The following is a 26,543-nucleotide window of genomic DNA, read 5'->3' as shown; positions in this document are numbered from 1 at the left end:
CGGCTGCCTTACGCCGCCTTGCCATCCACCTTGATGACGCCGCGCTTGATCTGGTCCTGCTCGATCGACTCGAACAGCGCGCGGAAATTGCCCTCGCCAAAGCCTTCGTCGCCCTTCCTCTGGATGAACTCGAAGAAGATCGGCCCGATCACGGTTTTCGAAAAGATCTGCAGCAGGATCTTGGTCGTGCCGCCATCGACCACGCCTTCGCCGTCGATCAGGATGCCGTGCTTCTTCATCCGCTCGATCGGCTCGTCATGGCCGTTCACGCGGTCATAGGACATGTCGTAATAGGTTTCCGGTGGTCCCGGCATGAATTTCAGCCCGTTGGCCGCCAGCCTGTCGGTGGCGCCGTAGATCTCGTCTGTGCCGACCGCGATGTGCTGGATGCCTTCGCCATTGTACTTCTTCAGATACTCGGCGATCTGGCTGGTCTCGTCCTTGGACTCGTTGAGTGGGATGCGGATCTTGCCGCAGGGCGAGGTAATCGCCCGACTGACCAAGCCGGTGATCTTACCGTCAATGTCGAAGAAATGGATCTGCTTGAAGCCGAACAGTTCGCGGTAGAAATCCCACCACTTGTCCATCTGGCCGCGATAGACATTGTGGGTGAGGTGATCGAGATAATAGAAGCCGACGCCTTGCGGCCGCGGGTCGCGCGCGCCCAGCCATTCGAACTCGGCGTCATAGGCCGAACCCTTCTTGCCGTAGCTGTCGATGAAATAAAGCAGCGATCCGCCGATGCCGACGATGGCCGGCACGTCCAGCGCCTTGTCCTTGCCTTCGTAAGGCGTGGCGCCCTTGGCCACGGCATGGTCGAAAGCGTGCTTGGCATCGACCACCCGCCACGCCATCGAGGCCGCGCATGGTCCGTGCTTGTCGACGAACTTCATCGCATGCGAGCCGGGCTCGGCGTTGACGACATAGTTGATGTCGCCTTGGCGCCAGACGGTGATCGCCTTGGTGCGGTGCTTGGCCACCGCGACATAGCCCATGCGGGTGAAAAGCTCGGCGAGCTTCTCCGGCTCCGGATGCGCGAATTCGACGAACTCGAACCCGTCGGTGCCGGCGGGATTGGTCTTGCTGATCTTGGCGGGCGGTGCGTCGTGCGGGAAGGGGCCCATGGCAATTCTCCAAAAGCTGTTCTGGCCGCTCTTGGCCATCCTTGCCCATTATAGCGCCAACCAACCGCACAGAGCTTGCATTCAAACGCTTGAAATGCTGATCTGATGCGCAAAGCGTGCACAGGAGGAGATGCGACCGTGGATGATGTGCGCATTGATCAATTTGATCGCAAGATACTGGCGCTGTTGCAGGCTGATGCGCGGCTGACCAACAGCGATTTGTCGGACCGGGTGAATCTATCGCCGTCGCAATGCTCGCGCCGCCGTCAGCGACTGGAGGAGGACGGCTATATCAAGGGCTACCGCGCCGTGCTCGATCGCGATCGGCTGGGCTTTTCACTGGTCAACGTCATCTCGGTGACCTTGGCCACCCACAACCGCGACAATGCCAGGCGCTTCGGCGAATTGCTGGCGCGGCTGCCGGAAGTGCAGGAGGCGCACGCGCTGACCGGCGAGATGGACTACATCTTGAAAGTCGTGACGCCGGACCTGAAGTCGCTGTCGGAATTCGTCAACGACGTGCTGTTGCCGCACGAATCCGTGCAGCACGTGAAGACGGCGATCGTGCTCGAAACACTGAAGGAAACCGGTGCGCTGCCGATTTAACCCTTCTGCTGCTGGATCAGTCCATAAAGGTTGGTGCAGCGCGCGCCGGAGCGGCAATAGGCGAAGACGGGGCCTTCAAGTTCGTCGAGCGCTTTGGCCTGGTCCTCGACATTCTCCATGGTGATCTGGCCGCTGATAACCGGGATGAAGCGGAAGGTGAGCCCCGCCGCTTCGACCGCTGCCTTGACGCTGTCGGCCGAAGGTTGGCCGGGCTGCTCATCATCGGGCCGGTTGCAGATGACGCTCTTGAAGCCGGCTTCCTTGATGGCGACGATATCGTCGGGCTGGATCTGCCCCGCGACCGAATAGTCTTCGCTGATCTGGCGGTATTCCATGGTGTCCTCGCAATCCGATTTGGCGGCAGTCTTGCCACTCCCCGGTCGGACCGACAATCCGCGCAGGGAAGAAATCTCCCTGCGCAGATAGACATTTCCGGCGAGGAATCCAACCGGCCTCGCTCAACTGCCGAGGATCGCGCCTTTGATCTGGGCGATATTGTTGTGCATCATGTCGATATAGGTCGAGGCCGGGCCGTCGGGCTGCGACAGCGCGTCCGAGTAGAGCGTGCCGCCCACCTTGATGCCGGTCTCGCTGGCGATCTGCTCGATCAGGCGCGGATTGGTGATGTTCTCGACGAAGATCGCCGCCGCCTTGTCCTGCTTGACCTGTTGGACCAGTTTGGCGACGTCGGCGGCCGAAGGCTCAGAATCGGTCGACACGCCCTGCGGCGCCAGGAAGGTCAGGCCGTATTCGTGTTCGAAATAGCCGAAGGCATCATGCGAGGTGATGACGACCCGCTTTTCCTCGGGGATCGACTGGATCGCCGCTTTCACTTCGCCTTCGACCGCATCGAGCTTCTTGGTGTAGGCGGCGGCATTGCTCTGGTAGCTGACGCAGCCCGCGGAATCGGCGGCGCAGAAGGCATCGGCGATGTTCTTCACATAGATTTTTGCGTTGGCGATCGACTGGAAGGCATGCGGGTCGGTGACCGTCTTGCCGCCACCCGCGCCGGCGCCTTCGGCAGCGTCGGCATCGGCGAACTCAGGCTTGAAATCGATCGACGTCACACCCTTGGTCAGCACCGTGATCGTCGCCTTGGTGGCGCTGGCGTCGACCAGGCGCTGCAGGAAACCTTCGAAATGCAGGCCGTTGACCAGCACCACATCGGCGCCGGCCATCGCTACCGCATCGGCCGGGCTCGGCTCGTAGACATGCGCGTCGCCATCGGGCCCGACGATGGTGGTGATGTTGACCCGGTCGCCGCCGACATTTTTCGCGAAATCGGCAATGACCGTGAAGCTGGCGACCACTTTCAGCGGCGCCGCGAAGGCCGGGGAGGCTCCAAAGGCGCTTAATGTTATAACGCTCATCGTCAGAACGGCACGGAACGATTTCAGCATTGGGAAGGTCTCCTTAGGGGGCGGGGATGGGGATCAGGCGGTTCGGTGGCGGTGATGCACGATGCGGGCGCGCAGCACGCCGCGGGTACCGAACAGGATCGAGGCGAAATAGACGACGCCCGCCGACAGGATGATGGCAGGCCCCGAAGGCAGCGACGCATGATAGGACAAAAGCAGCCCGGCAATGCAGGAGGCAAAGCCGATCAGCACCGCCAGCATGCACATAGGCTCGACGCGCACGCTCCAGAAGCGGGCAGCAGCGGCCGGCAGCATCATCAGCCCGACCGAGAGCAGCGTGCCGAGCGCCTGGAAGCCGCCGACGAGGTTGAGCACGACGAGGCCGAGGAAGATGAAATGCACCGGGCTGCCGAGACGGCTGACCGAACGCAGGAACAGCGGGTCGAGGCATTCCGCGACCAGCGCCCGCCAGAAGATGGCGAGACTGACCAACGTCACTGCGACAATGCCGCCGATCAGCGCCAGCGCCTCGTTGTTGAGCGCCAGCACGGTACCGAACAGCACATGCATGAGATCGACGCTGGAGCCGCGGATCGACACCATCAGCACGCCGATGGCCAGCGAAATCAGATAGAAGGCCGCCATCGAGGCGTCCTCGCGCTGGATGGTGAAGCGCGAGACGGCGCCGGCACCGAGCGCCACGATGATGCCGGCGATCAGCCCGCCAATGGTCATCGGCAGGATTTCCAGCCCATAGAACAGGAAGCCGGCGGCCGCGCCCGGCAGGATGGCGTGCGCCATGGCGTCGCCTGACAGGCTCATGCGCCGCAGCATCAGGAAGACGCCGACCGGGCAGGCACCGAGCGACAGCATCAGCGAGCCGATCAGAGCCCGCTGCATGAAGCCGAAATCGGCGAAAGGCGCGATGAAGAGGCCGTAGAGCGCGTCCATCAGGCAGCCCTCGGTCCGGCGCCATGTTGGTGGTCATGGTCATGCCCGTGATCATGGCCTTCCGGCTCGCACCACGGCGCATTCTCTTCCCAGGCTTCATGGAAGCGGCGCGCCCGCAAAAGGTTCTCCGGCCGCAGCGTTTCCTTGGTCTCGCCCCAGGCGACGGGCTGGCGGGCAAGCAGCAGCGTCTCCGGAAAATTCTGCCGCACCAGTTCGAGATCGTGCACGACGACCATGATGGTGCGTTCCTCGCCATGCCAGCGCTTGATCAGCGCGATGAGGTCGCCGACCGTCTTGGCATCGACGGCGTTGAACGGCTCGTCGAGCAGGATGAGGTCGGCATCCTGCAACAGCACCCGGGCAAACAGCGTGCGCTGCAACTGACCGCCCGACAACGTATCGATCGGGCGCTTCTCGAAGCCGCCCAACCCGACAGCCATCAGCGCCTGGCTGACGGAGTCGCGGTCTTCTTTTGTATAGCGGCCAAGCATGCCGCGCTTGGGCCAGAGGCCCAGCGAAACCAGGTCGACCACCCGCGCCGGAAAGGAGCGGTCGAGCTCCGATTGCTGCGGCAGATAGGCGGCGCGCACGCCGGGCGCGCGGATCACGCTGCCGGCCATCGGCTTGAGAACCCCGACAATGCCCTTCATCAGCGTCGACTTGCCCGAACCATTGGCGCCGACGACCGCGGTCAGCGATCCCCGGCGGATCGTGCCGTCGAGATGATGGATCGCCGGGTGGCTGCCATAGCCGAGCGTCAGGTCGCGAAAGGTCAGGCAGGCATTTGTCATAAAGCGATCCGTGGCGCGGAAATCCGCGCTGCTGCAGGCGGCCATGTCGATATGTGATGTTATTACATTAGTCAACAAGCCAATCGGGCGGAATTTGCGACCGACGGCTCAACTTGCCGTGTTCGGTTGGCCTCGTGCCCGCCGCCTTGGCTCAAGAAGGATTCACCCCGGCGGCCTTGCCCGAAGCAAGCCGCAACTCTAAAGAGGCGCGACCCACAAAGGAAGGAAACGTCCCATGAGCATTCGTCGCATCGATGTAGGCCCGCGCATGACCCAGATCGTCATCCACGGCAACACCGTCTACCTGGCCGGCCAGGTCGGCGAGCCCGGCGGCAACGTTGCCTCGCAGACCCGCGACATTCTGGCGACCGTCGACGAATTGCTGGCCAAGGCCGGCACCGACAAGACCAAGATCCTGCAGGCGATCATCTGGCTGGACGACATGGGCACTTTCGCCGAAATGAATGCGGAATGGGACAAGTGGGTGCCGAAGGGCCACACGCCGGCCCGCGCCACTGGCGAAGCCAAGCTCGCCGGTCCGGAATATCTGGTCGAGATGATTATCACTGCTGCGATTTGAGAGCGCAGCGCTTACCTTCTCCCACAAGAAGGGGAGAAGGGGCGTGGCGCTACCCCTGCGATGGCCTGAACCGCGCCACCAGCGTGTGGCTCTCGGCCGCATAAATGAAGCGGACATGGGTGACTGGATGTTCGGCACTCCATGTCCGCCGCTCGACCACCAGGCAGGGCGCGCCGGGCTCGATGTCGAGGCTATCAGCAATGTGCTGGTCGGCGGCGATGGCGCGGATGCGGTGTTCGGCCTCGCTCCACGGCACGCGGCCGATTAGCCACGGGCCGGGCGCGATATCAAGAAATTCCTCGTCGGCTGCTTCAGTGACGGCGGTCAGATTGATCAGCCGCTGTTCGTGCGCGAACGGCCGCTGTCCGGCGAAATGCAGGCATTCCAGCACCAGCACCGGCCCTGCGCCGGTTAGCTCCAGCAGCGCGCGGTCCTCGGCGCTGCTGCGCCGCTTCAGCCGCGCCAGCCTTTCATAGCGATAAAGCAGGCCGAGCGCCTCGACCTCGATCCGGATGTCGTGGATTTCCAGCACCGCGGCCTGCGATTGCGGCCGGCGTACAAAGCTGCCCGAGCGGCGGCGGCGCTCGATCAGCCCGGCCTTGGCCAGCTGCGACAGCGCCTTGTTCACCGTCATGCGCGAGCAATTGTATTGCGCCGTCAGCTCGTGTTCGAAGGGGATGCGGTGACCGGGCGCCCAGGCACCTGACAGGATTTTTTCGCTGATGTCGGACAGGATGCGCTGATGCAGCGAGCCGCCGCCTTCGACCGCCGCTGTTTCGATCAGGCTCATGCCGAAAGCGCCGTCATCACTTTGCGGAAACGTGCGGCAATCGCCTCGCGCTTCGCATGCCTGCCGCCGCTAACCAGTTTTGCGCCATGCACCCAGACGCAGTCGATCTTGGTGCCATTGGCGAAGATCCAGGCGTCCAGGATCGCGTCGCCAGCCTTTCCGGTCAGCGATGGATGATCTGCATCGAGCGAGACGAAATCGGCAGCGGTCCCGGCAGCAATCTGCGACGGGCCGGCACCGAGCGCGGCGCTGCCGCCGTCGAGCGCCGCATCGAACAAGGCGCGTCCGGTCGAGCCGCCGGCGACCGCCAGCACATTGCGGGCGCGATGCGCAAGGCGCTGCGAGTATTCGAGCTGCCTGAGTTCGTCCGGCAGGCCGATCAGCACGTTGGAATCCGAACCGACTCCGAAACGACCGCCATGCTCCGTGAACAGCGGCGCGGCAAAGGTGCCGTCGCCGAGATTGGCCTCGGTGATCGGACACAGACCGGCGATGGCGCCGCTTTCGGCCATGCCGATTGTCTCTGTTTCAGTCATATGGGTGGCGTGGATCAGGCACCAGCGCCGGTCCACCCCGGCATTGGCGAGCAGCCATTCGACCGGGCGTGCGCCGGTCCAAGCGAGGCAGTCCTCGACCTCCTTCACCTGCTCGGCGACGTGGATGTGGACGGGCCCATTAGGCGCCATGGCGGCAACCGCCGAGAGCTCATCCGGTGTCGCCGCGCGCAGACTGTGAGGGGCGACGCCGACGACGGCTTGATTTAGAGCGCGAACACACTCCCGGCTTTTCTCAAGCAGCAGCGCGAACCTGTCCACATCATTGATGAATCGCCGCTGGCCTTCATTGGGCGCAGCGCCGCCGAAAGACGAATGGGCATAAAAGACCGGTAGCAGCGTCAGGCCGATGCCAGTATCGGCGGCAGAGGCAGCGATGCGCACCGCCATCTCGGCGAGATTGGCATAGGGTTTTCCGTCGCGGTCGTGATGCAAATAGTGGAACTCGCCGACGCGTGAAAAACCGGCCTCCAGCATCTCGACATAGAGTTGCGCTGCGACTGCTTCGACCTGGTCGGGCGTCATCGACAGCGCGAACCGGTACATCACCTCGCGCCAGCTCCAGAAACTGTCGGCGGAAGGGCCGCGCAATTCGGCAAGGCCCGCCATGCCGCGCTGGAAGGCATGGCTGTGCAGATTCGGCAGGCCGGGAACCACAATGGCATGGCGTTCGTCGCCGGCTTGCGGCGATGCACCTGGGTCGACTGTCACGATGCGGCCGTCAGCCAGTGATATCCTGACATTGCCGTGCCAGCCGTCGCTCAGCAGCGCCTGTTCCGCAAAGATCGCCGTCACGTTTTTCTCCGAATCCCGCTTTCCATTCACGATACCACTTGCAGTGCGTTTCAATATGTATATACATAATCGCCATCCTTTGAAATGGAAAAGATGATGGCGGCACAAATGAAAAGCCGGGCAGGGGGCCTTCACCTTTGGCGCAATGCGCGCCTGGCGACCATGGCCGAAAACACAGCCGGGCTGGGCATCGTCGAAAAGGGCGCGATCGCCGTGCGCGATGGTCTGATCGTCTATGCCGGCCCGGAAGCTGAGATGCCGTCGGGCTTTGCTCAGGGCGCCGAGGCCATCGACTGCGAGGGCCGCTGGATCACGCCCGGCCTGATCGACTGCCATACGCATCTTGTCTATGCCGGCAACCGCGCCAACGAGTTCGAAATGCGGCTGGCCGGCGCCACCTATGAAGAGGTGGCAAAAGCCGGCGGCGGCATCGTCTCCTCGGTCAAATCCTTGCGTGCCGCCACCGAGGATGAACTGGTCGCCCAGACGCTGCCGCGCCTCGATGCGCTGATTGCGGAAGGCGTCACAACGATAGAAATCAAGTCGGGCTATGGCCTCGACCTCGATAATGAGAAGAAGTCACTGCGGGCGGCTCGGCAACTGGGCAACAAACACCCGGTGACAGTCCGCACCACCTGCCTCGCCGCCCACGCGCTGCCGCCAGAGGCAAAGGGCGACAAGAACGCTTTCGTCGATCTGGTCGCCAAGGAAATCCTGCCTGCCGTCGCGGCCGAAGGCCTGGCTGATGCGGTCGACGGCTTTTGCGAAGGCATCGCCTTTTCGCCCGAGCAGATGGCACGTGTCTTCGACGCGGCCAGGGCGCTCGGCTTGCCCGTAAAACTCCACGCCGACCAGCTTTCCAACCTGCATGGCGCCGAGCTTGCCGCCCGCTATGGCGCGCTGTCGGCCGACCATCTCGAATACACCGATGAGGCCGGCGCGGCGGCAATGGCCAGGGCCGGCACCGTGGCGACGATCCTGCCCGGCGCCTATTATTTCATCCGCGAAACCAAGAAGCCGCCGATTGCCCTGTTTCGGCAGCATGGCGTGAAGATGGCCGTCGCCTCCGACTGCAATCCCGGCACCTCGCCGCTGACCTCGCTGCTGCTGACCATGAACATGGCCGCAACCTTGTTCGGCCTCACCGTCGAGGAATGCCTTGCCGGCGTTACCCGCGAGGCCGCCCGCGCGCTGGGGCTGCAGGACAAGACCGGCACTTTGGAGGCCGGCAAATCCGCCGATCTTGCCATCTGGGACATCGAGCGCCCGGCCGAACTCGTCTACCGCATGGGCTTCAACCCGCTGCATGCCCGCATCTGGAGAGGACAATGACCGAACTCATTCTGCAGCCCGGCAATGCGACGCTGGCCGACTGGCGCGCCATCTATCGCGGCGCCGTGCCCAAGCTGGACGATGCCTGCCGGCCAAAGATCAAGGCCAGCGCCGAGGCCGTGGCCCGCATCGTTGCCAAGGGCGAGCCGGTCTATGGCATCAACACCGGCTTCGGCAAATTGGCGAGCGTCCGCATCCCCGCCGCCGACCTCGAAACGCTCCAGCGCAACATCGTGCTGTCGCATGCCGCCGGTGTCGGCGAGCCGATGCCGGTTGCTGTCACCAGGCTGATGATGGCGCTGAAGCTCGCCAGCCTGGCGCAGGGCGCTTCAGGCGTGCGGCCGCAGACCATCGAATTGCTGGAAGCCATGCTCGCCAACGACGTTATTCCGGTGGTGCCGGCGCAAGGTTCGGTCGGCGCCTCCGGCGATCTGGCGCCGCTGTCGCACATGACCGCGGTGATGATCGGCGTCGGCGAATGTTTTACCCCGCATGGCCGTTTCCCGGCCAAGGTCGCCTTCGTCTCGCACGGGCTGGAGCCGGTCACGCTCGGCGCCAAGGAAGGGCTGGCACTGCTCAACGGCACGCAGTTCTCGACCGCCTATGCGCTGGCCGCCCTGTTCGAGGCCGAAGTGCTCTACCAATCGGCGCTGGTCGCCGGTGCACTGTCGACCGATGCCGCCAAGGGCTCCGACGCGCCCTTCGACCCGCGCATCCATTTGCTTCGAAAGCATCGTGGCCAGATCGAGACGGCCGACGCGCTGCGCAATCTGATGGCCGGCAGCGCCATCCGTGAATCGCACCGCGTCGGTGACGAGCGCGTGCAGGACCCGTACTGCCTGCGCTGCCAGCCGCAAGTGATGGGCGCCGCTCTCGCCGTGCTGCGTCAGGCCGCCGATACGCTGGGCACCGAAGCCAATGGCGTCACCGACAATCCGCTGATCTTCGCCGAGGACGATACCGCGCTTTCCGGCGGCAATTTCCACGCCGAGCCGGTGGCTTTCGCCGCCGACATGATAGCGCTCGCCGTCTGCGAGATCGGCTCGCTGTCGGAGCGCCGCATCGCCATGCTGGTCGACCCGGCGCTGTCGGGCATGCCGGCCTTCCTCACCCCGAAGCCCGGCCTGAATTCCGGCTTCATGATCCCGCAGGTGACTGCGGCGGCCCTCGTTTCCGAGAACAAGCAGAAGGCTTACCCGGCCAGCGTCGATTCCATCCCGACCTCGGCCAACCAGGAAGATCATGTTTCGATGGCAGCACACGGCGCGCGCCGGCTGATCGGCATGATCGAGAACGCGACGGCTGTCATCGGCATAGAATTGCTGGCCGCCGCGCAAGGCTGCGACTTCCACGCCCCGCTGCCGTCGAGCGCTGCGCTCGAAGCTGTCCGCAAGCTGGTTCGGGCCGAGGTGCCGCATCTCGACAACGACCGGCATTTCCACCCCGACATGGAAAAGGCCATCGCCATGGTGCGCAGCGGCGCTGCGGTGAAGGCGGCGGGCGCGGTGGCGCTGCCGGCGATTTCGGGAGCGGCATGATGGCCAACTGGCTCACCGTCACGCGCGGCACGTCACCGCTGCTGGTCTCAATCCCACACACCGGCATCGATCTCGCCGGCCTTGAGAACCGTTTGGTTTCGCCCTGGCTCGGCCGCCGCGACTGCGACTGGTGGATCGACAATCTCTATGATTTTGCGGCCGGTCTCGGCGCGACGATCGTCCATACGGCGATCTCGCGCACCGTCATCGACGTCAACCGCGATCCGTCAGGCGCATCGCTTTATCCCGGCCAGGCAACGACCGGTCTCTGCCCGACCGAGACTTTCGATGGCGATCCGCTCTACCGCGAGGGCGAGGAGCCGGGACCGTCGGAGATCGATGAGCGCCGCGAAAAATACTTCGTGCCGTATCATGCCGCCTTGCAGGCCGAGATCGACCGGCTGCGCGGCCTGCACGGCAAGATCGTCGTCTACGACTGCCACTCGATCCGCTCGGTGCTACCGCGCCTGTTCGAAGGCACGCTGCCGGTCTTCAATCTCGGCACCAACGATGGCAAGAGCGCCGATCCTGCGTTGCAGGCGATGGTTGGCCAGATCATGGCCGAGACCGGCCAAACCTCCGTCGTCAACGGCCGCTTCAAGGGCGGCTGGATCACGCGCACCTTCGGCCAGCCGCAAAACAACGTGCATGCGCTGCAGATGGAACTCTCCAACCGTGGCTATATGCGCGAGCCCGAGGGCAAAGGCACGCCGGACAATTGGCCGGTGCCTTACGACGCCGAGTTTGCAGCGCCGATCCGCGCCACGCTGAAAAAGATCCTCGAAACCGCGATTGACTGGGCCGGGCGCTGACGCGCCGCCCTACTCGAAAGGGATAATGATGACCGATCCTCGCCACAACATCCGTGAAGTCCGCAGCCCGCGCGGCGCCGAGCTCAACGCCCGCACCTGGCTGACCGAGGCGCCGCTGCGCATGCTGATGAACAATCTCGATCCCGACGTTGCCGAAAACCCCAACGAACTGGTCGTCTATGGCGGCATCGGCCGCGCCGCGCGCACCTGGAACGACTTTGATCGCATCGTCGCATCGCTGAAGACGCTCGGTGACGACGAGACGCTGCTAGTCCAGTCCGGCAAGCCGGTCGGCGTGTTCCGCACGCATCCGGATGCGCCGCGCGTGCTGATCGCCAATTCCAACCTGGTGCCGCACTGGGCGACCTGGGAGAAATTCAACGAGCTCGATAGGAAGGGCCTGATGATGTACGGCCAGATGACGGCCGGCTCCTGGATCTATATCGGCACGCAAGGCATCGTCCAGGGCACCTACGAGACCTTCGTCGAGGCCGGCCGCCAGCACTATGGCGGCAATCTCAAGGGCAAGTGGATCCTGACCGGCGGCCTTGGCGGCATGGGCGGCGCCCAGCCATTGGCCGCCGTCATGGCCGGCGCCTGCTGCCTGGCCGTCGAATGCGATCCCGACCGTATCGATTTTCGCTTGCGCACCCGTTATGTCGACGAGCGCGCCGATACGCTGGACGAGGCGCTGGAGAAGATCGAGCGCTGGACCAAGGCCGGCGAGGCGAAGTCGGTCGGCCTGGTCGGCAACACCGCCGACATCGTGCCGGAACTGGTACGGCGCGGCGTGCGCCCCGACATGGTCACCGACCAGACCTCGGCGCATGACCCGCTGAACGGCTACCTGCCCAAGGGCTGGACGCTGGCCGAATGGCGCGAGAAGCGCACGTCTGATCCCAAGGCAGTTGAGAAGGCGGCCCGCGCGTCCATGCGCGAGCATGTCGAAGCGATGGTGGCGTTCTGGAATGCCGGCGTGCCGACGCTCGACTATGGCAACAACATCCGTCAGGTGGCCAAGGATGAAGGCTTCGAGAACGCCTTTGCCTTCCCGGGCTTCGTGCCTGCCTACATCCGTCCGCTGTTTTGCCGCGGCATCGGTCCGTTCCGCTGGGCGGCGCTGTCTGGCGATCCGGAAGACATCTACAAGACCGACGCCAAGGTGCGCGAACTCACCCCCGGCAACACCCATCTGCACAACTGGCTGGACATGGCGCGCGAGCGCATCGCCTTTCAAGGGTTGCCGGCGCGCATCTGCTGGGTCGGCCTTGGCGACCGGCACAGGCTTGGCCTCGCCTTCAACGAGATGGTCGCCAGGGGCGAGCTCAAAGCGCCTGTCGTCATCGGCCGCGACCACCTCGATTCCGGCTCGGTCGCTTCGCCCAACCGCGAGACGGAAGCGATGAAGGACGGGTCCGATGCCGTCTCCGACTGGCCGCTGCTCAATGCACTGCTCAACACCGCGTCGGGCGCCACCTGGGTGTCGCTGCACCATGGCGGCGGCGTCGGCATGGGCTTCTCGCAGCATTCAGGCATGGTCATCGTGGCCGACGGAACTCCGCAGGCGGCCAAACGGCTGGAGCGGGTGCTGTGGAACGACCCGGCGACCGGCGTCATGCGCCACGCCGATGCCGGCTACGACATCGCTATTGAATGCGCGAAGCAGCACCAGCTCAACCTGCCGGGCATTTTGGGGTGAGAAACGTCCGGTCGCAGGCAGGCGAAAAGCCGCAGAATCGGCTTTTCGAGTTTCGAACGCCCGTAGCCATAGCGGAGGGCTAAGCATGCGCATCCTTCGTGCCGTCGACTACCGCGTCATGCCGTGGAAGAACGGCGGCGGCACGACGACCGAAATCGCAGTCTCGCCTGAGAGCGCCGGGCTCGACGATTTCGACTGGCGCGTCTCCATGGCGCGCGTCGAGGCCGGCGGGCCGTTCTCGAGCTTTGCCGGTGTCGATCGCACTTTGGCCGTGCTGGAAGGCGAGGGCATTGTCCTCGATATCGCCGGCCGGGCGCCGAAGGAACTGACCAGCGCCTCAGCCCCGTTTTCCTTCCCGGCCGACGTGTCGACTGGAGCATCGCTGATCGCCGGGCCGATCACCGATCTCAACGTCATGACCCGCCGCACCCGCATGACCCACGCTGTCGAGCGGCGGCTGATTTCGGCCGCGAGCGACGTTCGGCCGGCGGCCGATGCGACGCTGGTCCTGTGCCTCGACGGCGAACTCGCGGTGCACGGCGCCTCCCCCGTGCGCCTGGGTCCGCTGGACGCGGTTCTGCTGGGGCAGGGCGCCGAAAAGCTTCGCCTTGAGCCCGCCGGGACGGTGGCTCTGTTCGTCGTCCGCATCGGTCGCGTTGCCGGCAACGGTTAACGCCTGTCTCCAAACATGATCGCGCTGCCGGCGAAATATCGCGTAAGCTGTTGCCCGTACCACGAAAAAGCCTGAATCCGATCAAATCCGAAAGGGTGCGAGGGGCGCTCATCCGGAAGTTGTCGAGAGACAGCGCCCTGTCGCGCGCGGAAACAACATTTCGGCCAATGTCGCAATGCAACCAATTGCATTTGAATCGGTTTTAGGGACATTGCCGTGGCGGGGACGCCGCATCGCGCCCGCTATACGGAATTTTCAATGAACATACAGACGAACCCCGCCAAGATCGAAAAGACGAGCGCCGCCTTTCCGGCCATTACGGAAGAGCCGATCCGCTCCAATTTCCTCCCAGAGGACCGCCTGCGTACGCTGGGCAGCGGCCTTGCCGAGGGCGAGGTCGGGGATCTGTTCGGGCTGACGCCGTTCGAATTCCAGGCCCGTATCCGCGATAGCGCGAAACGGATTCTCGAAGTCTACCGCTCGACCAACGCCGCACAGGCCAAGGGCGAAACCATCACGCCGGCGGCGCAATGGCTGCTCGACAACAACTACCTGGTCGAGGAGACGATCTTCCAGGTCAAGCGCGATCTGCCGCGCCGCTTCTATCGCCAGTTACCGACCCTGAAGCTGGCCGATGGCACCGGCGTGCCGCGCGCCTTGGCGCTGGCCTGGACCTATGTCGCGCATTCCGACAGTTCCGTCTCGGCGACCATGTTCAAGTCGATCGTCGAGGGCTTCCAGTCGATCGAGCCGCTGAAGATCGGCGAGCTGTGGGCGCTGCCGTCGCTGCTGCGTTTCGTGCTGATCGAAAACCTTCGCCGCATCGCCGTGCGCGTCAACCGCACGAGGCAGATGCGCCAGATCGCCAACGAGGTCGCCGACCGCGTGCTGGCGACCGACGACAATGCCGACCGCCAGGCGATTCTGTCGCATTACGTCACCCATGCGCAGGACACCACCTTCGCCACCCAGTTGCTCTACCGTCTGCGCGACGGTTCGCAGAATGCCGGCCGGGCGCTGGAATGGCTGGAGGGCGAGCTCGAGAAGACCGGCTCCGACGCCGAGGAAATCATCATCTCGGAGCACCACACGCTGTCCAGCGGCAACGTCACCACCGGCAACATCATCCGCGGCCTGCGGCTGATCAACGACGTCGACTGGACGGTGTGGTTCGAAGGCGTCAGCCGCATCGACACTCTGCTGCGCGAGCGCACCGATTTCGCTGCGCTCGACTTCTTCTCGCGTGACCAGTACCGCACCGCGATCGAGCAACTGGCGCGCCGCTCCGAACTTTCGGAATACCGCGTCGCCGAGAAGGCGATCGAGCTTGCCGGCCATGCTACCGGCGCTGACGCCGTCGAGGCTGCGGCGCATACGGATGTCGGTTTCTTCCTCGTCGGCCCGCGCCGGCTGGAGCTGGAGAAGGCGATCGGCTACCGGCCGACCGTCAGCGTCACGGTCAAGCGGACCTTCGCCAGCACCGGCTGGCTGGGCGTCGTCGTGCCGGTGTTTGCGCTGACCGTCCTGCTTCTGGCGCTCGCCGGCAATGCGCTTGCCCATCTCGGCCTGTCCGTGCAGTCGACCGTGCTGATGCTGGCGCTGTTTGCGGTGCCGGCCAGCGAAGGCGCGCTCGCCTTCTTCAACACCGTCGTGTCGCTGTTCCTGAAGCCGACGCGGCTCGTCGGTTACGACTACAAGCACGGCGGCGTGCCGGCCGAAGCGCGCACCCTGGTCGTGGTGCCCTCGCTGATCGGCTCGCGCGACGATGTCGAGGAAAACATCCGCAACATCGAGGTGCATCACCTCGCTAACACGGCAGATGAGATCCGTTTCGCGCTGCTTTCGGACTGGCCGGACTCCAAGACCGAGATCGACGCCGCCGACATCGAAATCCTGCAATATGCCCGCGACGAGATCGCCCGGCTCAACGCTCGCTATCCGTCGGAAGGCGCGCCGCGTTTCTATGTCCTGCACCGGCGCCGGCTCTACAACGCCGCGCAAGGCTGCTGGATGGGCTGGGAGCGCAAACGCGGCAAGCTGCACGAGCTGAACCTCTTGCTGCGCGGCGACAGCGACACCACCTTCCTGCCGCTCGACGTGCCGTTGCCGGAAAACGTCGTCCATGTGATGACGTTGGACGCCGATACGCGCACCACCCGCGATGCCGTCGCCACCTTGGCCGGCAAGCTCAGCCATCCGCTCAACCGGCCGCATTTCGATGCGGCCAAGCGCCGTGTCACCGCCGGCTACACCATCCTGCAGCCGCGCATCACCGCCTCCTTGACCAGCGGCGACGACGCCTCGTTCTTCCAGCGGATTTTCTCCGCCAATCGCGGCCTCGACCCTTACGTCTTTGCCGTTTCGGACGTCTACCAGGACGTCTTCGGCGACGGCTCCTTCACCGGCAAGGGCCTCTACCATGTCGATGCCTTCGAGGCGGCGTTGAAGGGCCGTATCGAGGAGAACACCATCCTCAGTCACGATCTGCTCGAAGGCGCTCTGGCGCGCTCGGCTTTGGTTACCGACGTCGAGCTGGTCGAGGACTATCCGACCCGCTATTCGGTCGATGCTTCGCGCCATCACCGCTGGGCGCGTGGCGACTGGCAGCTGCTCCGCTTCATCTTCAGTCCGCGCTCCGGCGTACCGGCACTGTCGCGCTGGAAGATGGTCGACAATCTGCGCCGCTCGCTGACGCCGATCTTCTGGGTGATGGCGGCGATCGCCGGCTGGACGCTGCTGCCCTTCACGCAGGCCGCGCAATGGCAGGCGCTGCTGATCCTCAGCCTGTTCATGGCGCCGACCTTCGACATCGTCAACGGCATCCTGCCGAAGAGCGGCGACCAGACACCACGCGGCCATTTCTCGGCGCTGGCGCGCGACACCGTCTTCGGCACGGCCCTGGTGGCGCTCAAGGTTCTGTTGATGGCGCACAATGCCTGGATGATGGGCGATGCCATCGTCCGCACGATCTACCGCCTGTTCGTCAGCCGGCAGAACCTGCTCGAATGGCGCACCGCCTCGCAGGCGCACAAGAGCGGCGGCAGCGATCTCGGCGCCTATTACGGCATGATGTACGGCGCCGTGATCATCGGCGTCGTCGGCCTGGCCATTCCGGTGCTCGCCGATTCCACCGGCGCCTTCGTCGCCTTCTTCTTCGCGATTTTCTGGATCGGCTCGCCGGCGGTGGCGTGCTGGATCAGCCGCTCGGCCGAGACCGAGGACCGGCTGCGCATCTCGGCCGCCGATATCCATACGCTGCGCACAGTGGCGCGGCGCACTTGGCATTATTTCGAGACCTTCGTCACCGCCGAGCACCACAATCTGCCGCCCGACAATTTCCAGGAGAGCCCGGCACCGGTGGTGGCGCCGCGCACGTCGCCGACCAATATCGGCGTCTATCTCCTGTCGGTGGTTTCGGCGCGCGATTTCGGCTGGATCAGCCTGTCCGACGCCATCACCCGCATCGACGCGACGATGGCGACCATAGAGAGCATGCCGCGCGACCGCGGCCATCTCTACAACTGGTACGACACCACCACGCTGAAGCCGCTCTATCCGCTCTACATCTCGGCGGTCGACAGCGGCAATCTTGCCGGCCATCTGGTGGCGGTGGCGGCAGCCTGCGCCGAATGGGCGGAAGCGCCGTCCGTTCACCTGCAGGGCGATTTCGAAGGCATCCTCGACACGGTGACCATCCTCGACGAGAGCCTCGAGGAATTGCCCGACGACCGCCGCCAGCTCAGGCCGCTGCGCCAGCGGCTCGCCGACCGTCTCGACGGCATGCGGCGCGCGGTGATGACCATCAAGGCACAGCCCGAGATGGCGTCGATCCGCACCATCAACCTGGCCGTGCTCGCCGGCGAGATCCGCAAGCTTGCCGTTGCCATCCACACCGAGGCGGCGTCGCCGCGCAGCGACGTTATCGCCGATTGGGCGGCGAGGCTGGAGGCCACCTGCGAGGCGCACGTCCATGACTCGCACAATGACGAAAACGCCGTCGAAACCTTGCGCGCCAGGCTCCTGGCGCTGCGCGAGCGCACGCGCCGCTACGCCTTCGAAATGGATTTCTCCTTCCTGATGCGGCAGGAGCGCAAGCTTCTGTCGATCGGCTACCGGGTCGAGGAACACCAGCTCGACGAAAGCTGCTACGACCTTCTCGCCTCCGAGGCGCGGCTGACCAGCCTGTTCGCCATCGCCAAGGGCGACCTGCCGACCGAGCACTGGTTCCGTCTTGGCCGGCCGATCGTCGAGATCGGTTTCCAGGGCTCGCTGATGTCCTGGTCGGGCTCGATGTTCGAGTATCTGATGCCGCCGCTGGTGATGAAGGAGCCGCAAGGCAGTATCCTCAACCAGACCAGCAAGCTGATCATCAAGCGCCAGATCCAGTATGCCCGCTCGAAGAATGTGCCGTGGGGGATTTCGGAAGCCGCCTACAACGCCCGCGACCGCGAACTGACCTACCAGTACACGAATTTCGGCGTGCCCGGGCTCGGCCTCAAGCGCGGCCTCGGCCAGAACACGGTGATCGCGCCTTACGCGACGATCCTTGCGGCGCAGTTCACGCCGCGCGAATCCGTGCAGAACCTGGCCAGGCTGAAGGCCATCGGCGCGCTTGGCCGGCACGGCTTTTACGACGCCGTCGATTTCACGCCTCAGCGTGTGCCCGAAGGCTCCGACCACGCCGTGGTGCTGAACTACATGGCCCACCATTCCGGTATGTCGATCGCCGCGGTCGCCGACGCCATCTTCGAAGGACGCCTGCGCGACCGCTTCCACAGCGACCCGGTGATCGAGTCGGCCGAACTCCTGCTGCAGGAGAGGGCGCCGCGCGACATCCCGACCGCCACCGTCAGGACCGAGGCCGACGAGCGCTCTAAGGACGAGACCGAGACCGAGAGCCCGGATACACGCATCATCCTCGATCCGGCGCGGGCGCTGCGCTCGACCAACGTCATGTCCAACGGCCGCTATTCGGTGATGGTCACCGCCACCGGCTCGGGCTACAGCCGCTTTGGCGAGCTTGCCGTCACCCGCTGGCAGCCGGACCCGACCGAGGACCGGCTCGGCTCCTACGTGTTCCTGCGCGACGCCGGCACCGGCGACTGGTGGTCGGCGACCTCAGAGCCGAGGCGGGCGGAGAACGAGCGCGTCCAGACGCTGTTTTCCGACGACAAGGCGAGCTTCATCAAATCCGTTGGATCGCTGCGTTCGGAGGTCGAATGCATCGTCATCTCGGAAGGCAACGGCGAAGGCCGCCGCGTCACGCTCTACAATGACGGCGCCGTCGACCGGCACATCGAGGTGACCTCCTTCGCCGAACTTGTGTTGGGCAACGAAGCCTCGGATAATGCCCATCCGGCCTTCTCGAAAATGTTCATCGAGACCGAGATTGCGTCGAACAAGGCTGCGATCTTCGCCACCAGGCGCAAGCGCGAGAAGCACGAACCCGACCTCACCATGGCGCATTTCGTCACTGATCCTTCGGGGCCGGCGCGCGATGCCGAGGCCGAGACCGATCGGCGCGCCTTCATCGGCCGCGGCCGCACCATCGTCGATGCGGCTGCTTTCGATCCCGGCGCCAAGCTCGGCGGCCATTCCGGCTTCACGCTGGATCCGGTCGCGGCCCTTCGCCGGCAGGTGCGCGTTCCCGCCAACAAGAAGATTTCGCTGACCTTCTGGACCGTCGTCGGCACCAACCGGGCCGAACTCGACGAAGCCATCGCCAGGCTCGACCATCCGGAAAGCTTCGCCCGCCAGGCGATGCTCGCCTGGACCCGCAGCCAGGTGCAGACCCGCCATCTCGGCCTCAGCCTGACCGACGCCGCCAATGTGCAGAAGCTGGCCCGCTACCTGGTCTATCCCGATCCGTTTCTGCGCCTGCCGGCCGAATCCATTGCGTCGGGGCTCGGCAAGCAGTCCAGCCTGTGGCCGACCAGCATCTCCGGCGACTTCCCAATTTTCCTGGTCCGCATCGGCGACGTCGCCGACCTGGAGATCGTCGCCCAGGCGCTGCGCTTCCAGGAATATATGCGCGCCCGCGGTATGATGATCGACTTCGTCGTCGTCAACGAGCAGGCGTCTTCCTACGTGCAGGACCTGCAAAGGGCGGTCGAGACGCTGTGCGAAAACGCCCGCCTGCGCGGCAAGGAACTCGGACCGCGCCAGCACATCTTCGCCGTGCGCCGCGACCTGATGGACGAGGCCACCTACAAGACCTTGCTCGCGGTTGCGCGTGTCGTGCTGCACACGCGCAACGGCACCATCTTCGACCAGATCGAGCGCGCCGAGGCGGCAGCGCTGCAGGCGCGTGATGCCCTGCAGCCGGCGCTGGGCGCGGTGGGCCAGCGCGAGCCATCGCTACCGGCACCGGCCTTCATGGCGCGCCCCTCGGCGGAGAGCAGCGCCGACGGCAGCGGCTTGAACCTCTGGAACGGTTTTGGCGGCTTCGACGGCGACGGCCGCCACTACGTCACCCGTTTGACCGGCTACCGCACGACGCCGCAGCCCTGGATCAACGTCATCTCCAACGCCTCGTTCGGTTTCCATGTCTCGGCCGAGGGTGCGGCCTTCACCTGGAGCCGCAACAGCCGCGACTACCAGCTGACGCCATGGTCGAACGATCCGGTCTCGAACCGCCCGAGCGAGGGCATCTACATTTACGACCACGCCAGCGGCAAGGCATTCTCGCCGATGGCCGCTGTGCTGCGCGATCCTGCCATGAGCTACGAAACATGGCACGGGCAGGGTTTTTCCACCTTCCGCTCGAAGCGCGGGCCGCTGTCGATGGACCTGACGCATGTGGTGGACCCGGACGATCCGGTGAAGATCACCCGGCTGCGCATCCAGAATTCCGGCTCGGTGTCGGCGCGGCTGCGCATCTATGCCTATGCCGAATGGGTGCTTGGCGGCCATCGCTCGCGCACGGCGGCGACCATCGTCCCGTCGCGGGACGTGGCCACAGGCGCACTGCTGGCGAAAAATCCCTATGGGCTCGACTTCAGCGAGCGGGTGGCCTTCCTGGCCACCGGCGGCCCGGTGCATTCGGTGACGGCGGACCGTGGCGAGTTCATCGGCCGGCACGGCAGCAGCGAGTACCCGCAGGCGGTGCTGGCCGGGGCTAACCTGTCCGACCGTGTCGAGGCCGGTGACGATCCCTGCGCTGCGATCGCCAGTGACGTCGACATCCCAGCCGGCGGCGACGTGACGCTGTTCTGGCTGCTCGGCGACGCGGACTCGGCCGAAGAGGCGAGCGCGCTGGTGCAGACCCATCGCGGCAAGGATTTCGACCAACGGCTGGCCGACAATGAGCGCGCCTGGCGCGGCTTCCTCGACACCATCCAGGTCGAGACGCCCGACAAGGCGCTCGACGCCATGGTCAACCACTGGCTGCCTTACCAGAGCCTTGCCTGCCGCATCCGCGCTCGGTCCGCCTTCTATCAGGCGAGCGGCGCCTTCGGCTTCCGCGACCAGCTGCAGGACACGCTGGCGCTCTTGGCGCATGATCCGAAGCTGGCGCGCGACCAGATCCTCAACGCGGCGCGCCGGCAGTTCCCCGAGGGCGACGTGCAGCACTGGTGGCTGCCGCGCACCGACGCCGGTGTGCGCACCATGATCTCGGACGACGTGGTCTGGCTCGCCCACGCCACCAGCCGCTACATCGACGTTACCGGCGATGCCGGCATCCTGAAGGAGCAGTTGCCCTTCATCGACGGACAGGAGCTCGGCGAAGGCGAGCACGATGCCTTCTTCACGCCGGAGATCTCCAAGACGCACGCCTCGCTCTACGACCATTGCGCGCGGGCGCTCGATCTTGCCATCAAGCGCAGCAGCCCCGCCGGCCTGCCGCTGATCCTCGGCGGCGACTGGAACGACGGCATGAACCGCGTCGGCGAAGGCGGCAAGGGCGAGAGCGTCTGGCTGGGCTGGTTCCTGCTGAAGACGCTGGGCGACTTCGCCGCAGTCGCCAAGACACAGGGCGACACCAAGCGCGCACAAGCCTGGACAAAGCACGCCGGTGCGCTGAAGCGGGCGCTGGAAAGCACCGCCTGGGACGGCCAATGGTATCGCCGCGGCAGCTTCGACGACGGCAGCCCGCTCGGCTCGCACAACTCCGCCGAGTGCAAGATCGACTCCATCGCCCAGTCCTGGAGCGTGCTGTCGGGCGAGGGCGATCCGGCGCGTTCGACCACCGCCATGCAGCAGGCGACGAAGATGCTCGTCGATGACGAGCTCAAGATCGTCAAGTTGTTCACGCCGCCCTTCTCCAGGACCGACAAGGACCCGGGCTACATCAAGAGCTACCCGCCCGGCGTGCGCGAGAACGGCGGCCAGTACACCCATGCCGCGACATGGTTCGTCATCGCGCTGGCCGAGATGGGCCGCACCGACGATGCCTACCGCTGCTTCTCGATGCTGAACCCGGTCAACCATGCTGCCGACGAGGCTGCCGCCGAGCACTATCGGGTCGAGCCCTATGTCGTGGCGGCCGACATCTATGCCGGGGAGGGCAAGGGCGGCCGCGGCGGCTGGACCTGGTACACAGGCTCGGCCGGCTGGCTTTACCGGGCCGCGGTCGAAGGCATTCTGGGCATCGAGCGGCGCGGCAAGCAGATCACGTTCCGGCCGAAACTCCCCGGCCACTGGGACGGCTATGCGGCGACGCTCAAGATGCTGGAGGCCGAGGTCAAGGTTCGCGTCATCCGCGACAAAAAGGCCAAATCCATCTCGCTCGAGGTCAACGGAACCAAGACAAGATCCTCGTCCTTTGAGCCGAAGGCCGGCGACAAGACCGAGGTGGTTGTCAGGATACCTGCGTGAAATCAAAGGCTTGAAGCACTATCTGCACGCCCCTCGGGGCGTGCAGTACTCTCTCGTCTTTATTTGCGGATGATCTTGGCGAATGGGCGGTTCGGCCTATTGGCCCCAGCTACGCAAGCTTCCGGTGATTAAAAATGTGGCAGCGCTTCGGCGCTGCCATGATTTTGCCGCAAGGCTGACATTTCACCTTTTATCTCAAACCGTTAGGTGATCACGACAGATTTCGCAGCGTCGTCATCTTTTGTTCGCGAATTGGGAACGGAAGAGCTAGACGGGCATTGTTTTGCGACACGTTAACCGGTACGTGTCAAGAAATGGTGCGGTGCACAATAATATTTTTGGCGGAGTAGCTGAAGTGTCCCTTCTGCAGATCTACTGGAGAGCGCTGGGTTATCTCGCGGCCGACAGAAAGCGCGTTGCGCTGATCTGCGGCGCGAATGTCGCGCTTGCCATTATCGCCATCCTCGAGCCGATCATGTTCGGACGAGTGATCGATGCCATCTCCGAGCATGGCTCGGTGTTCTCGACGCTGGGCTTGTGGGCCGGCCTCGGTGCCTTCAACATCGTCGCCTTCGTTCTGGTGGCGCGCGGCGCCGACCGTTTCGCCCATAAGCGGCGCAGCGAAGTCCTGTGCCAGTCGTTCGAGCGCGTGATCACCATGCCGCTCGCCTGGCATCACCAGCGCGGCACCTCCAACTCGCTCCACACGCTGCTGCGTGCGGTGGAGACCCTGTTCAGCCTCTGGCTCGAATTCATGCGCCAGCACCTGTCGACCGCCGTCGCCCTGGCGCTGCTGATCCCGACCGCGCTCAGCATGGATGTTCGCATGTCGATGGTGCTGCTTGCCCTCGGCGCGCTCTATGTCGGCATCGGCCGGCTGGTCATGCGCCGCACCAAGGCAGGTCAGGCAGCGGTCGAGCGGCACTACCACACTGTGTTCGCGCATGTGACCGACTCCGTCAGCAACGTCGCCGTGCTGCAGAGCTACAACCGCATCGGCCATGAGACCGAGGCGCTGAAGCGCTACGTCAAGAACCTGCTCGATGCGCAGAACCCGGTGCTCGACTGGTGGGCCATCGCCAACGCGCTGCACCGCCTGTCGTCGACCATCTCGATGATGATCGTGCTCTTGATCGGCGCCTATCTGGTCACCCATGGCCAACTGCGCATCGGCGACGTCATCGCCTTTACCGGCTTTGCCACGCTGCTGATCGCCCGTCTCGACCAGATGTCGGCCTTCGCCAACCAGATCTCCGAGGCCCGCGCCAAGCTTGAGGACTTCTACCGCCTCGAGGACTCGGCCGCCGAAACCGCCGAGCCCGACGGTCTGCGCGATCTCGTGAACGTCACCGGTCACGTCCGTTTCGAGCATGTCGGCTTTGAGTTCGCCAATTCCGGCCAGGGCGTCGACGACGTGTCGTTCGAAGTCCAGGCCGGCCAGACGGTCGCCATCGTCGGCCCGACGGGCGCCGGCAAGACGACGCTCATCAACCTGCTGCAGCGCGTCTTCACGCCGTCCAGCGGCCGCATCCTGATCGACGGCATCGATACCCGCTCGGTGACCCGCAAGTCGCTGCGCCATTCGATCGCCACCGTGTTCCAGGACGCCGGCCTGCTCAACCGCTCGATCGAGGACAACATCCGCGTCGGCCGCGCCGAGGCGACCTATGACGAGGTGCACGCCGCCGCCAATGCCGCTGCCGCGCAGGATTTCATCCTGTCGAAGAGCGCCGGCTACGACACCGTCGTTGGCGAGCGCGGCGGACAGCTTTCGGGCGGCGAGCGCCAGCGCATCGCCATTGCCCGCGCCGTGCTCAAGGATGCGCCGATCCTGGTCCTCGACGAGGCGACCAGCGCGCTCGACGTCGAGACCGAGGACCGCGTCAAGGAAGCGATCGACGAACTGCGCCGCGACCGCACCACCTTCATCATCGCCCACCGCCTGACCACTGTCCGCGACGCCGACCTGGTCGTGTTCATGGACAAGGGCAAGGTGGTCGAGTTCGGTGGTTTCGCCGAGCTGTCGCTGCGCAACGGCCGTTTCGCCAGCCTGCTGCGCGCCGGCGGCCTGCTCAACGACGAAGAGGTCCGTCGCCTCAGCCGCACAGTGAACGAAGCCGCGTAAAGCTCCTCTTCCTTCTCCCCTTGGGGGAGAAGGTGAGACCTTGGTGCGACAACCACTCGATTGCCCCAAACACGCCGCCGGTCTATGTAAGGCCGCATGAGCGACACCACCTCACGCCTTGCCGGCTGGATGGATCTGGCCAACCCGACGCGGTTCGTCGGGCTGGCCGACAGGCTCGTGCCGTGGCTGGCCTCGGTCGCCGCTATCCTGCTTGCTGCCGGCCTCTATATGAGCTTCGCAGCGCCTGAGGATTTCCAGCAGGGCACCACCGTGCGCATCATGTACATCCACGTGCCTTTCGCATGGCTCGCCATGATGTGCTACACGCTGATGGCGGTTTCGGCGCTCGGCACGCTGGTCTGGCGTCATCCGCTGGCCGACGTGGCGCTGAAATCGGCGGCACCGATCGGCGCCGTCTTCACGGCACTTGCGCTGATTACCGGTTCGATCTGGGGCAAGCCGATGTGGGGCACCTGGTGGGTGTGGGACGCCAGGCTGACTTCGGTCTTCGTGCTGTTCCTGATGTATCTCGGCATCATCGCGCTGACCCGCGCGCTCGATGACGCAAGCCGCGCCGCCTGGGCGGCAGCCGTCATCACGCTGGTCGGCTTCATCAACATCCCGATTATCAAATTCTCGGTCGACTGGTGGAACACGCTGCACCAGCCGGCATCGGTGTTCCGCATGGGCGGCTCGGCCATCGATCCCTCGATGTTGCGGCCGCTGCTGGTGATGGCGCTCGGCTTCACCGTGCTGTTCTTCGCCCTCCATCTGATGGCGATGCGCACGGAGATCCGCCGCCGCCGCGTCATCTCGATGCGCCGTGTCGCGGCACGGCAGGCTAACTGACCCCGGCCGAGAATCAGCTACCGCTACTCACCCCATCCGCCCACGCGCGGCCACCGGCAGCATTTCCAGCACCTTGTCGCCATCGATCAGATGCACCTGGTCGAACAAATTGGTGACGACGCAGCAATGGTCGGGCACGACCCGCACGCGCTCGCCGATGCGCAGTTTTGCATCGCCCGAAAGCGTGACGTTGCCGTGCTCTTCGCTCAAGCCGGTGACCCTGGCGCCCGGAATGCCCAGCAACTCGCCGAAATCGGCCAGCCCCAGCGTGTCGCTGGACAGCGCCTTGCTGCCGGCATCGAGGATGGCGCGCACAGGCGTCGGGTGGCTGACCACCGTCGACAGCACCGTCAGTGCGCAATCGTCGAGGCTGCCGACACCTTTGGCGACCTGGTAGCGGTCGAGATAGATGTAGGTGCCGGGGCGATATTCGGTGACGACGCTGTCCTGGCCCGAGCGCCACATATCCGGCGTGCCGCCACTGGAGATGCGTTCGCAGGCGAGACCCGCTGCCGCCAGCGCTTGTTTGGCATCCACTAGCCACGCCTCGGCTTGCGCCGCGCGACCCGCCGCCGGATAGGTCATCAGCCCGCCGAAGCGAAGGCCCTTGGCCTTGTCGATCTCGCGCGCCAGCGCGACCGCTTCGTCCGCCGTCTGCACGCCGCAGCGGCCCATGCCGGTGTCGCATTCGACCAGCACCGGCAGGGGGTGGCCGGCATCGCTGAAGGTGGCGGCCAGGCCTTCCAGCGTCTCCCTGCTGTCCGATGTCACCGACAGCGTGACGCGGCCGTGCAGTGCCTTGAGGCGCTCAAGCTTCGCCCGGCCAAGAATATTGTAGGGGAGAAAAATATCGGTCAGCCCCGCATCGGCCATCACCTCGGCCTCGCCGATCTTCTGGCAGGTGATGCCGACGGCGCCGGCCGCGACCTGCTTCTTCGCCCAATAGGGCAGCTTGTGGGTCTTGATGTGAGGCCTGAGCTTTAGCCCCTGGCGGTCGGCATGCGCCTGCGCCCGCGCTATGTTGGTTTCGGCGCGGGCGGCATCGATCAGGATCGCCGGCGTATCGAGGTCATCTAGGCTGCGCATGGATTGTCACCTTGGGATTTGCCTGGACTTATGACCCTGATCGGTCCGGATGTCATGAGGCCA

General features: G+C 64.9%; 18 protein-coding genes. 10 read left to right on the top strand and 8 right to left on the bottom strand.

Features of this window, described 5'->3' with window-relative positions; all coding sequences use genetic code 11:
- Window positions 1-8: 8 nt before the first annotated feature.
- Window positions 9-1,124: a 4-hydroxyphenylpyruvate dioxygenase gene (hppD, locus tag AC1RUK_RS14395; protein WP_481835091.1), complete on the bottom strand. Its 1,116-nt coding sequence runs from the start codon at window positions 1,122-1,124 to the stop codon at window positions 9-11.
- Between the two features lie 138 nt (window positions 1,125-1,262).
- Between hppD and AC1RUK_RS14390 the strand changes: the two genes are divergently transcribed.
- Window positions 1,263-1,730 (top strand): Lrp/AsnC family transcriptional regulator, encoded by a 468-nt coding sequence (locus tag AC1RUK_RS14390; protein ID WP_006205881.1) that lies wholly within the window; start codon window positions 1,263-1,265, stop codon window positions 1,728-1,730.
- Here AC1RUK_RS14390 and AC1RUK_RS14385 read toward each other — a convergent pair.
- From AC1RUK_RS14385 to aztA, 4 genes are all read right to left on the bottom strand, one after another.
- Window positions 1,727-2,065 carry a protein tyrosine phosphatase family protein gene (locus AC1RUK_RS14385; protein ID WP_481835092.1) on the bottom strand — a complete coding sequence of 113 codons (339 nt, stop codon included), beginning with the start codon at window positions 2,063-2,065 and terminating at the stop codon, window positions 1,727-1,729. The genes AC1RUK_RS14390 and AC1RUK_RS14385 overlap by 4 nt on opposite strands.
- 123 nt (window positions 2,066-2,188) lie before the next feature.
- On the bottom strand, window positions 2,189-3,130 hold the full coding sequence (gene aztC, locus AC1RUK_RS14380; protein WP_481835093.1) for a zinc ABC transporter substrate-binding protein AztC: 942 nt from the start codon (window positions 3,128-3,130) through the stop codon (window positions 2,189-2,191).
- Window positions 3,131-3,163: 33 nt separating this feature from the next.
- Window positions 3,164-4,039, bottom strand: coding sequence for a zinc ABC transporter permease AztB (aztB, locus tag AC1RUK_RS14375; protein ID WP_481835094.1), 876 nt, complete (start codon window positions 4,037-4,039; stop codon window positions 3,164-3,166).
- Window positions 4,039-4,830, bottom strand: coding sequence for a zinc ABC transporter ATP-binding protein AztA (gene aztA / locus AC1RUK_RS14370; protein WP_481835095.1), 792 nt, complete (start codon window positions 4,828-4,830; stop codon window positions 4,039-4,041). Before aztA ends, aztB begins: the two co-directional genes overlap by 1 nt.
- Before the next feature lie 235 nt (window positions 4,831-5,065).
- Between aztA and AC1RUK_RS14365 the strand changes: the two genes are divergently transcribed.
- The gene (locus AC1RUK_RS14365) at window positions 5,066-5,410 is read left to right on the top strand and encodes a RidA family protein (RefSeq protein WP_192182714.1); all 345 of its coding nucleotides are present in this window, start codon (window positions 5,066-5,068) and stop codon (window positions 5,408-5,410) included.
- A 49-nt stretch (window positions 5,411-5,459) separates the two neighbouring features.
- Here the strand turns inward: AC1RUK_RS14365 and hutC are convergent, their stop codons facing one another.
- Together hutC and AC1RUK_RS14355 are read right to left on the bottom strand one after the other, a co-directional pair.
- Window positions 5,460-6,200: a histidine utilization transcriptional repressor HutC gene (hutC, locus tag AC1RUK_RS14360; RefSeq protein WP_481835096.1), complete on the bottom strand. Its 741-nt coding sequence runs from the start codon at window positions 6,198-6,200 to the stop codon at window positions 5,460-5,462.
- Window positions 6,197-7,549, bottom strand: a complete 1,353-nt coding sequence (locus AC1RUK_RS14355; RefSeq protein WP_481835097.1) for a formimidoylglutamate deiminase — start codon at window positions 7,547-7,549, stop codon at window positions 6,197-6,199. Before AC1RUK_RS14355 ends, hutC begins: the two co-directional genes overlap by 4 nt.
- Window positions 7,550-7,645: 96 nt before the next feature.
- Here AC1RUK_RS14355 and hutI point away from each other — a divergent pair, with 96 nt between their 5' ends.
- The 8 genes from hutI (at window position 7,646) to AC1RUK_RS14315 (ending at window position 25,394) form a co-directional block, all read left to right on the top strand.
- Entirely contained in the window at window positions 7,646-8,881 is a 1,236-nt protein-coding gene (gene hutI, locus AC1RUK_RS14350) for an imidazolonepropionase (protein WP_481839502.1), read from the top strand.
- Window positions 8,878-10,419 carry a histidine ammonia-lyase gene (hutH, locus tag AC1RUK_RS14345; protein WP_481835098.1) on the top strand — a complete coding sequence of 514 codons (1,542 nt, stop codon included), beginning with the start codon at window positions 8,878-8,880 and terminating at the stop codon, window positions 10,417-10,419. The genes hutI and hutH overlap by 4 nt, the downstream gene beginning before the upstream one ends.
- A complete protein-coding gene (gene hutG / locus AC1RUK_RS14340) occupies window positions 10,416-11,231 on the top strand; it encodes an N-formylglutamate deformylase (protein WP_481835099.1) in 816 nt (271 codons plus the stop codon). The genes hutH and hutG overlap by 4 nt, the downstream gene beginning before the upstream one ends.
- A 25-nt stretch (window positions 11,232-11,256) precedes the next feature.
- Window positions 11,257-12,930, top strand: coding sequence for a urocanate hydratase (gene hutU / locus AC1RUK_RS14335; protein ID WP_481835100.1), 1,674 nt, complete (start codon window positions 11,257-11,259; stop codon window positions 12,928-12,930).
- An 85-nt stretch (window positions 12,931-13,015) separates the two neighbouring features.
- Window positions 13,016-13,603, top strand: coding sequence for a HutD/Ves family protein (locus tag AC1RUK_RS14330; protein ID WP_481835101.1), 588 nt, complete (start codon window positions 13,016-13,018; stop codon window positions 13,601-13,603).
- A gap of 258 nt (window positions 13,604-13,861) precedes the next feature.
- On the top strand, window positions 13,862-22,420 hold the full coding sequence (locus AC1RUK_RS14325) for a glycoside hydrolase family 94 protein (protein WP_481835102.1): 8,559 nt from the start codon (window positions 13,862-13,864) through the stop codon (window positions 22,418-22,420).
- Window positions 22,421-22,775: 355 nt separating this feature from the next.
- A complete protein-coding gene (locus AC1RUK_RS14320) occupies window positions 22,776-24,545 on the top strand; it encodes a glucan ABC transporter ATP-binding protein/ permease (protein WP_481835103.1) in 1,770 nt (589 codons plus the stop codon).
- 96 nt (window positions 24,546-24,641) lie between these two features.
- Window positions 24,642-25,394 carry a heme ABC transporter permease gene (locus tag AC1RUK_RS14315; protein WP_481835104.1) on the top strand — a complete coding sequence of 251 codons (753 nt, stop codon included), beginning with the start codon at window positions 24,642-24,644 and terminating at the stop codon, window positions 25,392-25,394.
- Between the two features lie 27 nt (window positions 25,395-25,421).
- On the opposite strand, the gene AC1RUK_RS14310 is transcribed toward AC1RUK_RS14315, so the two are convergent.
- The gene (locus AC1RUK_RS14310) at window positions 25,422-26,480 is read right to left on the bottom strand and encodes a D-TA family PLP-dependent enzyme (RefSeq protein WP_481835105.1); all 1,059 of its coding nucleotides are present in this window, start codon (window positions 26,478-26,480) and stop codon (window positions 25,422-25,424) included.
- Window positions 26,481-26,543: the final 63 nt, after the last annotated feature.

It is taken from the genome of Mesorhizobium monacense, from assembly GCF_056781675.1.
The sequence above is the reverse complement of the archived record's forward strand: the minus strand, read 5'-3'. Positions and strand labels throughout refer to the sequence as shown.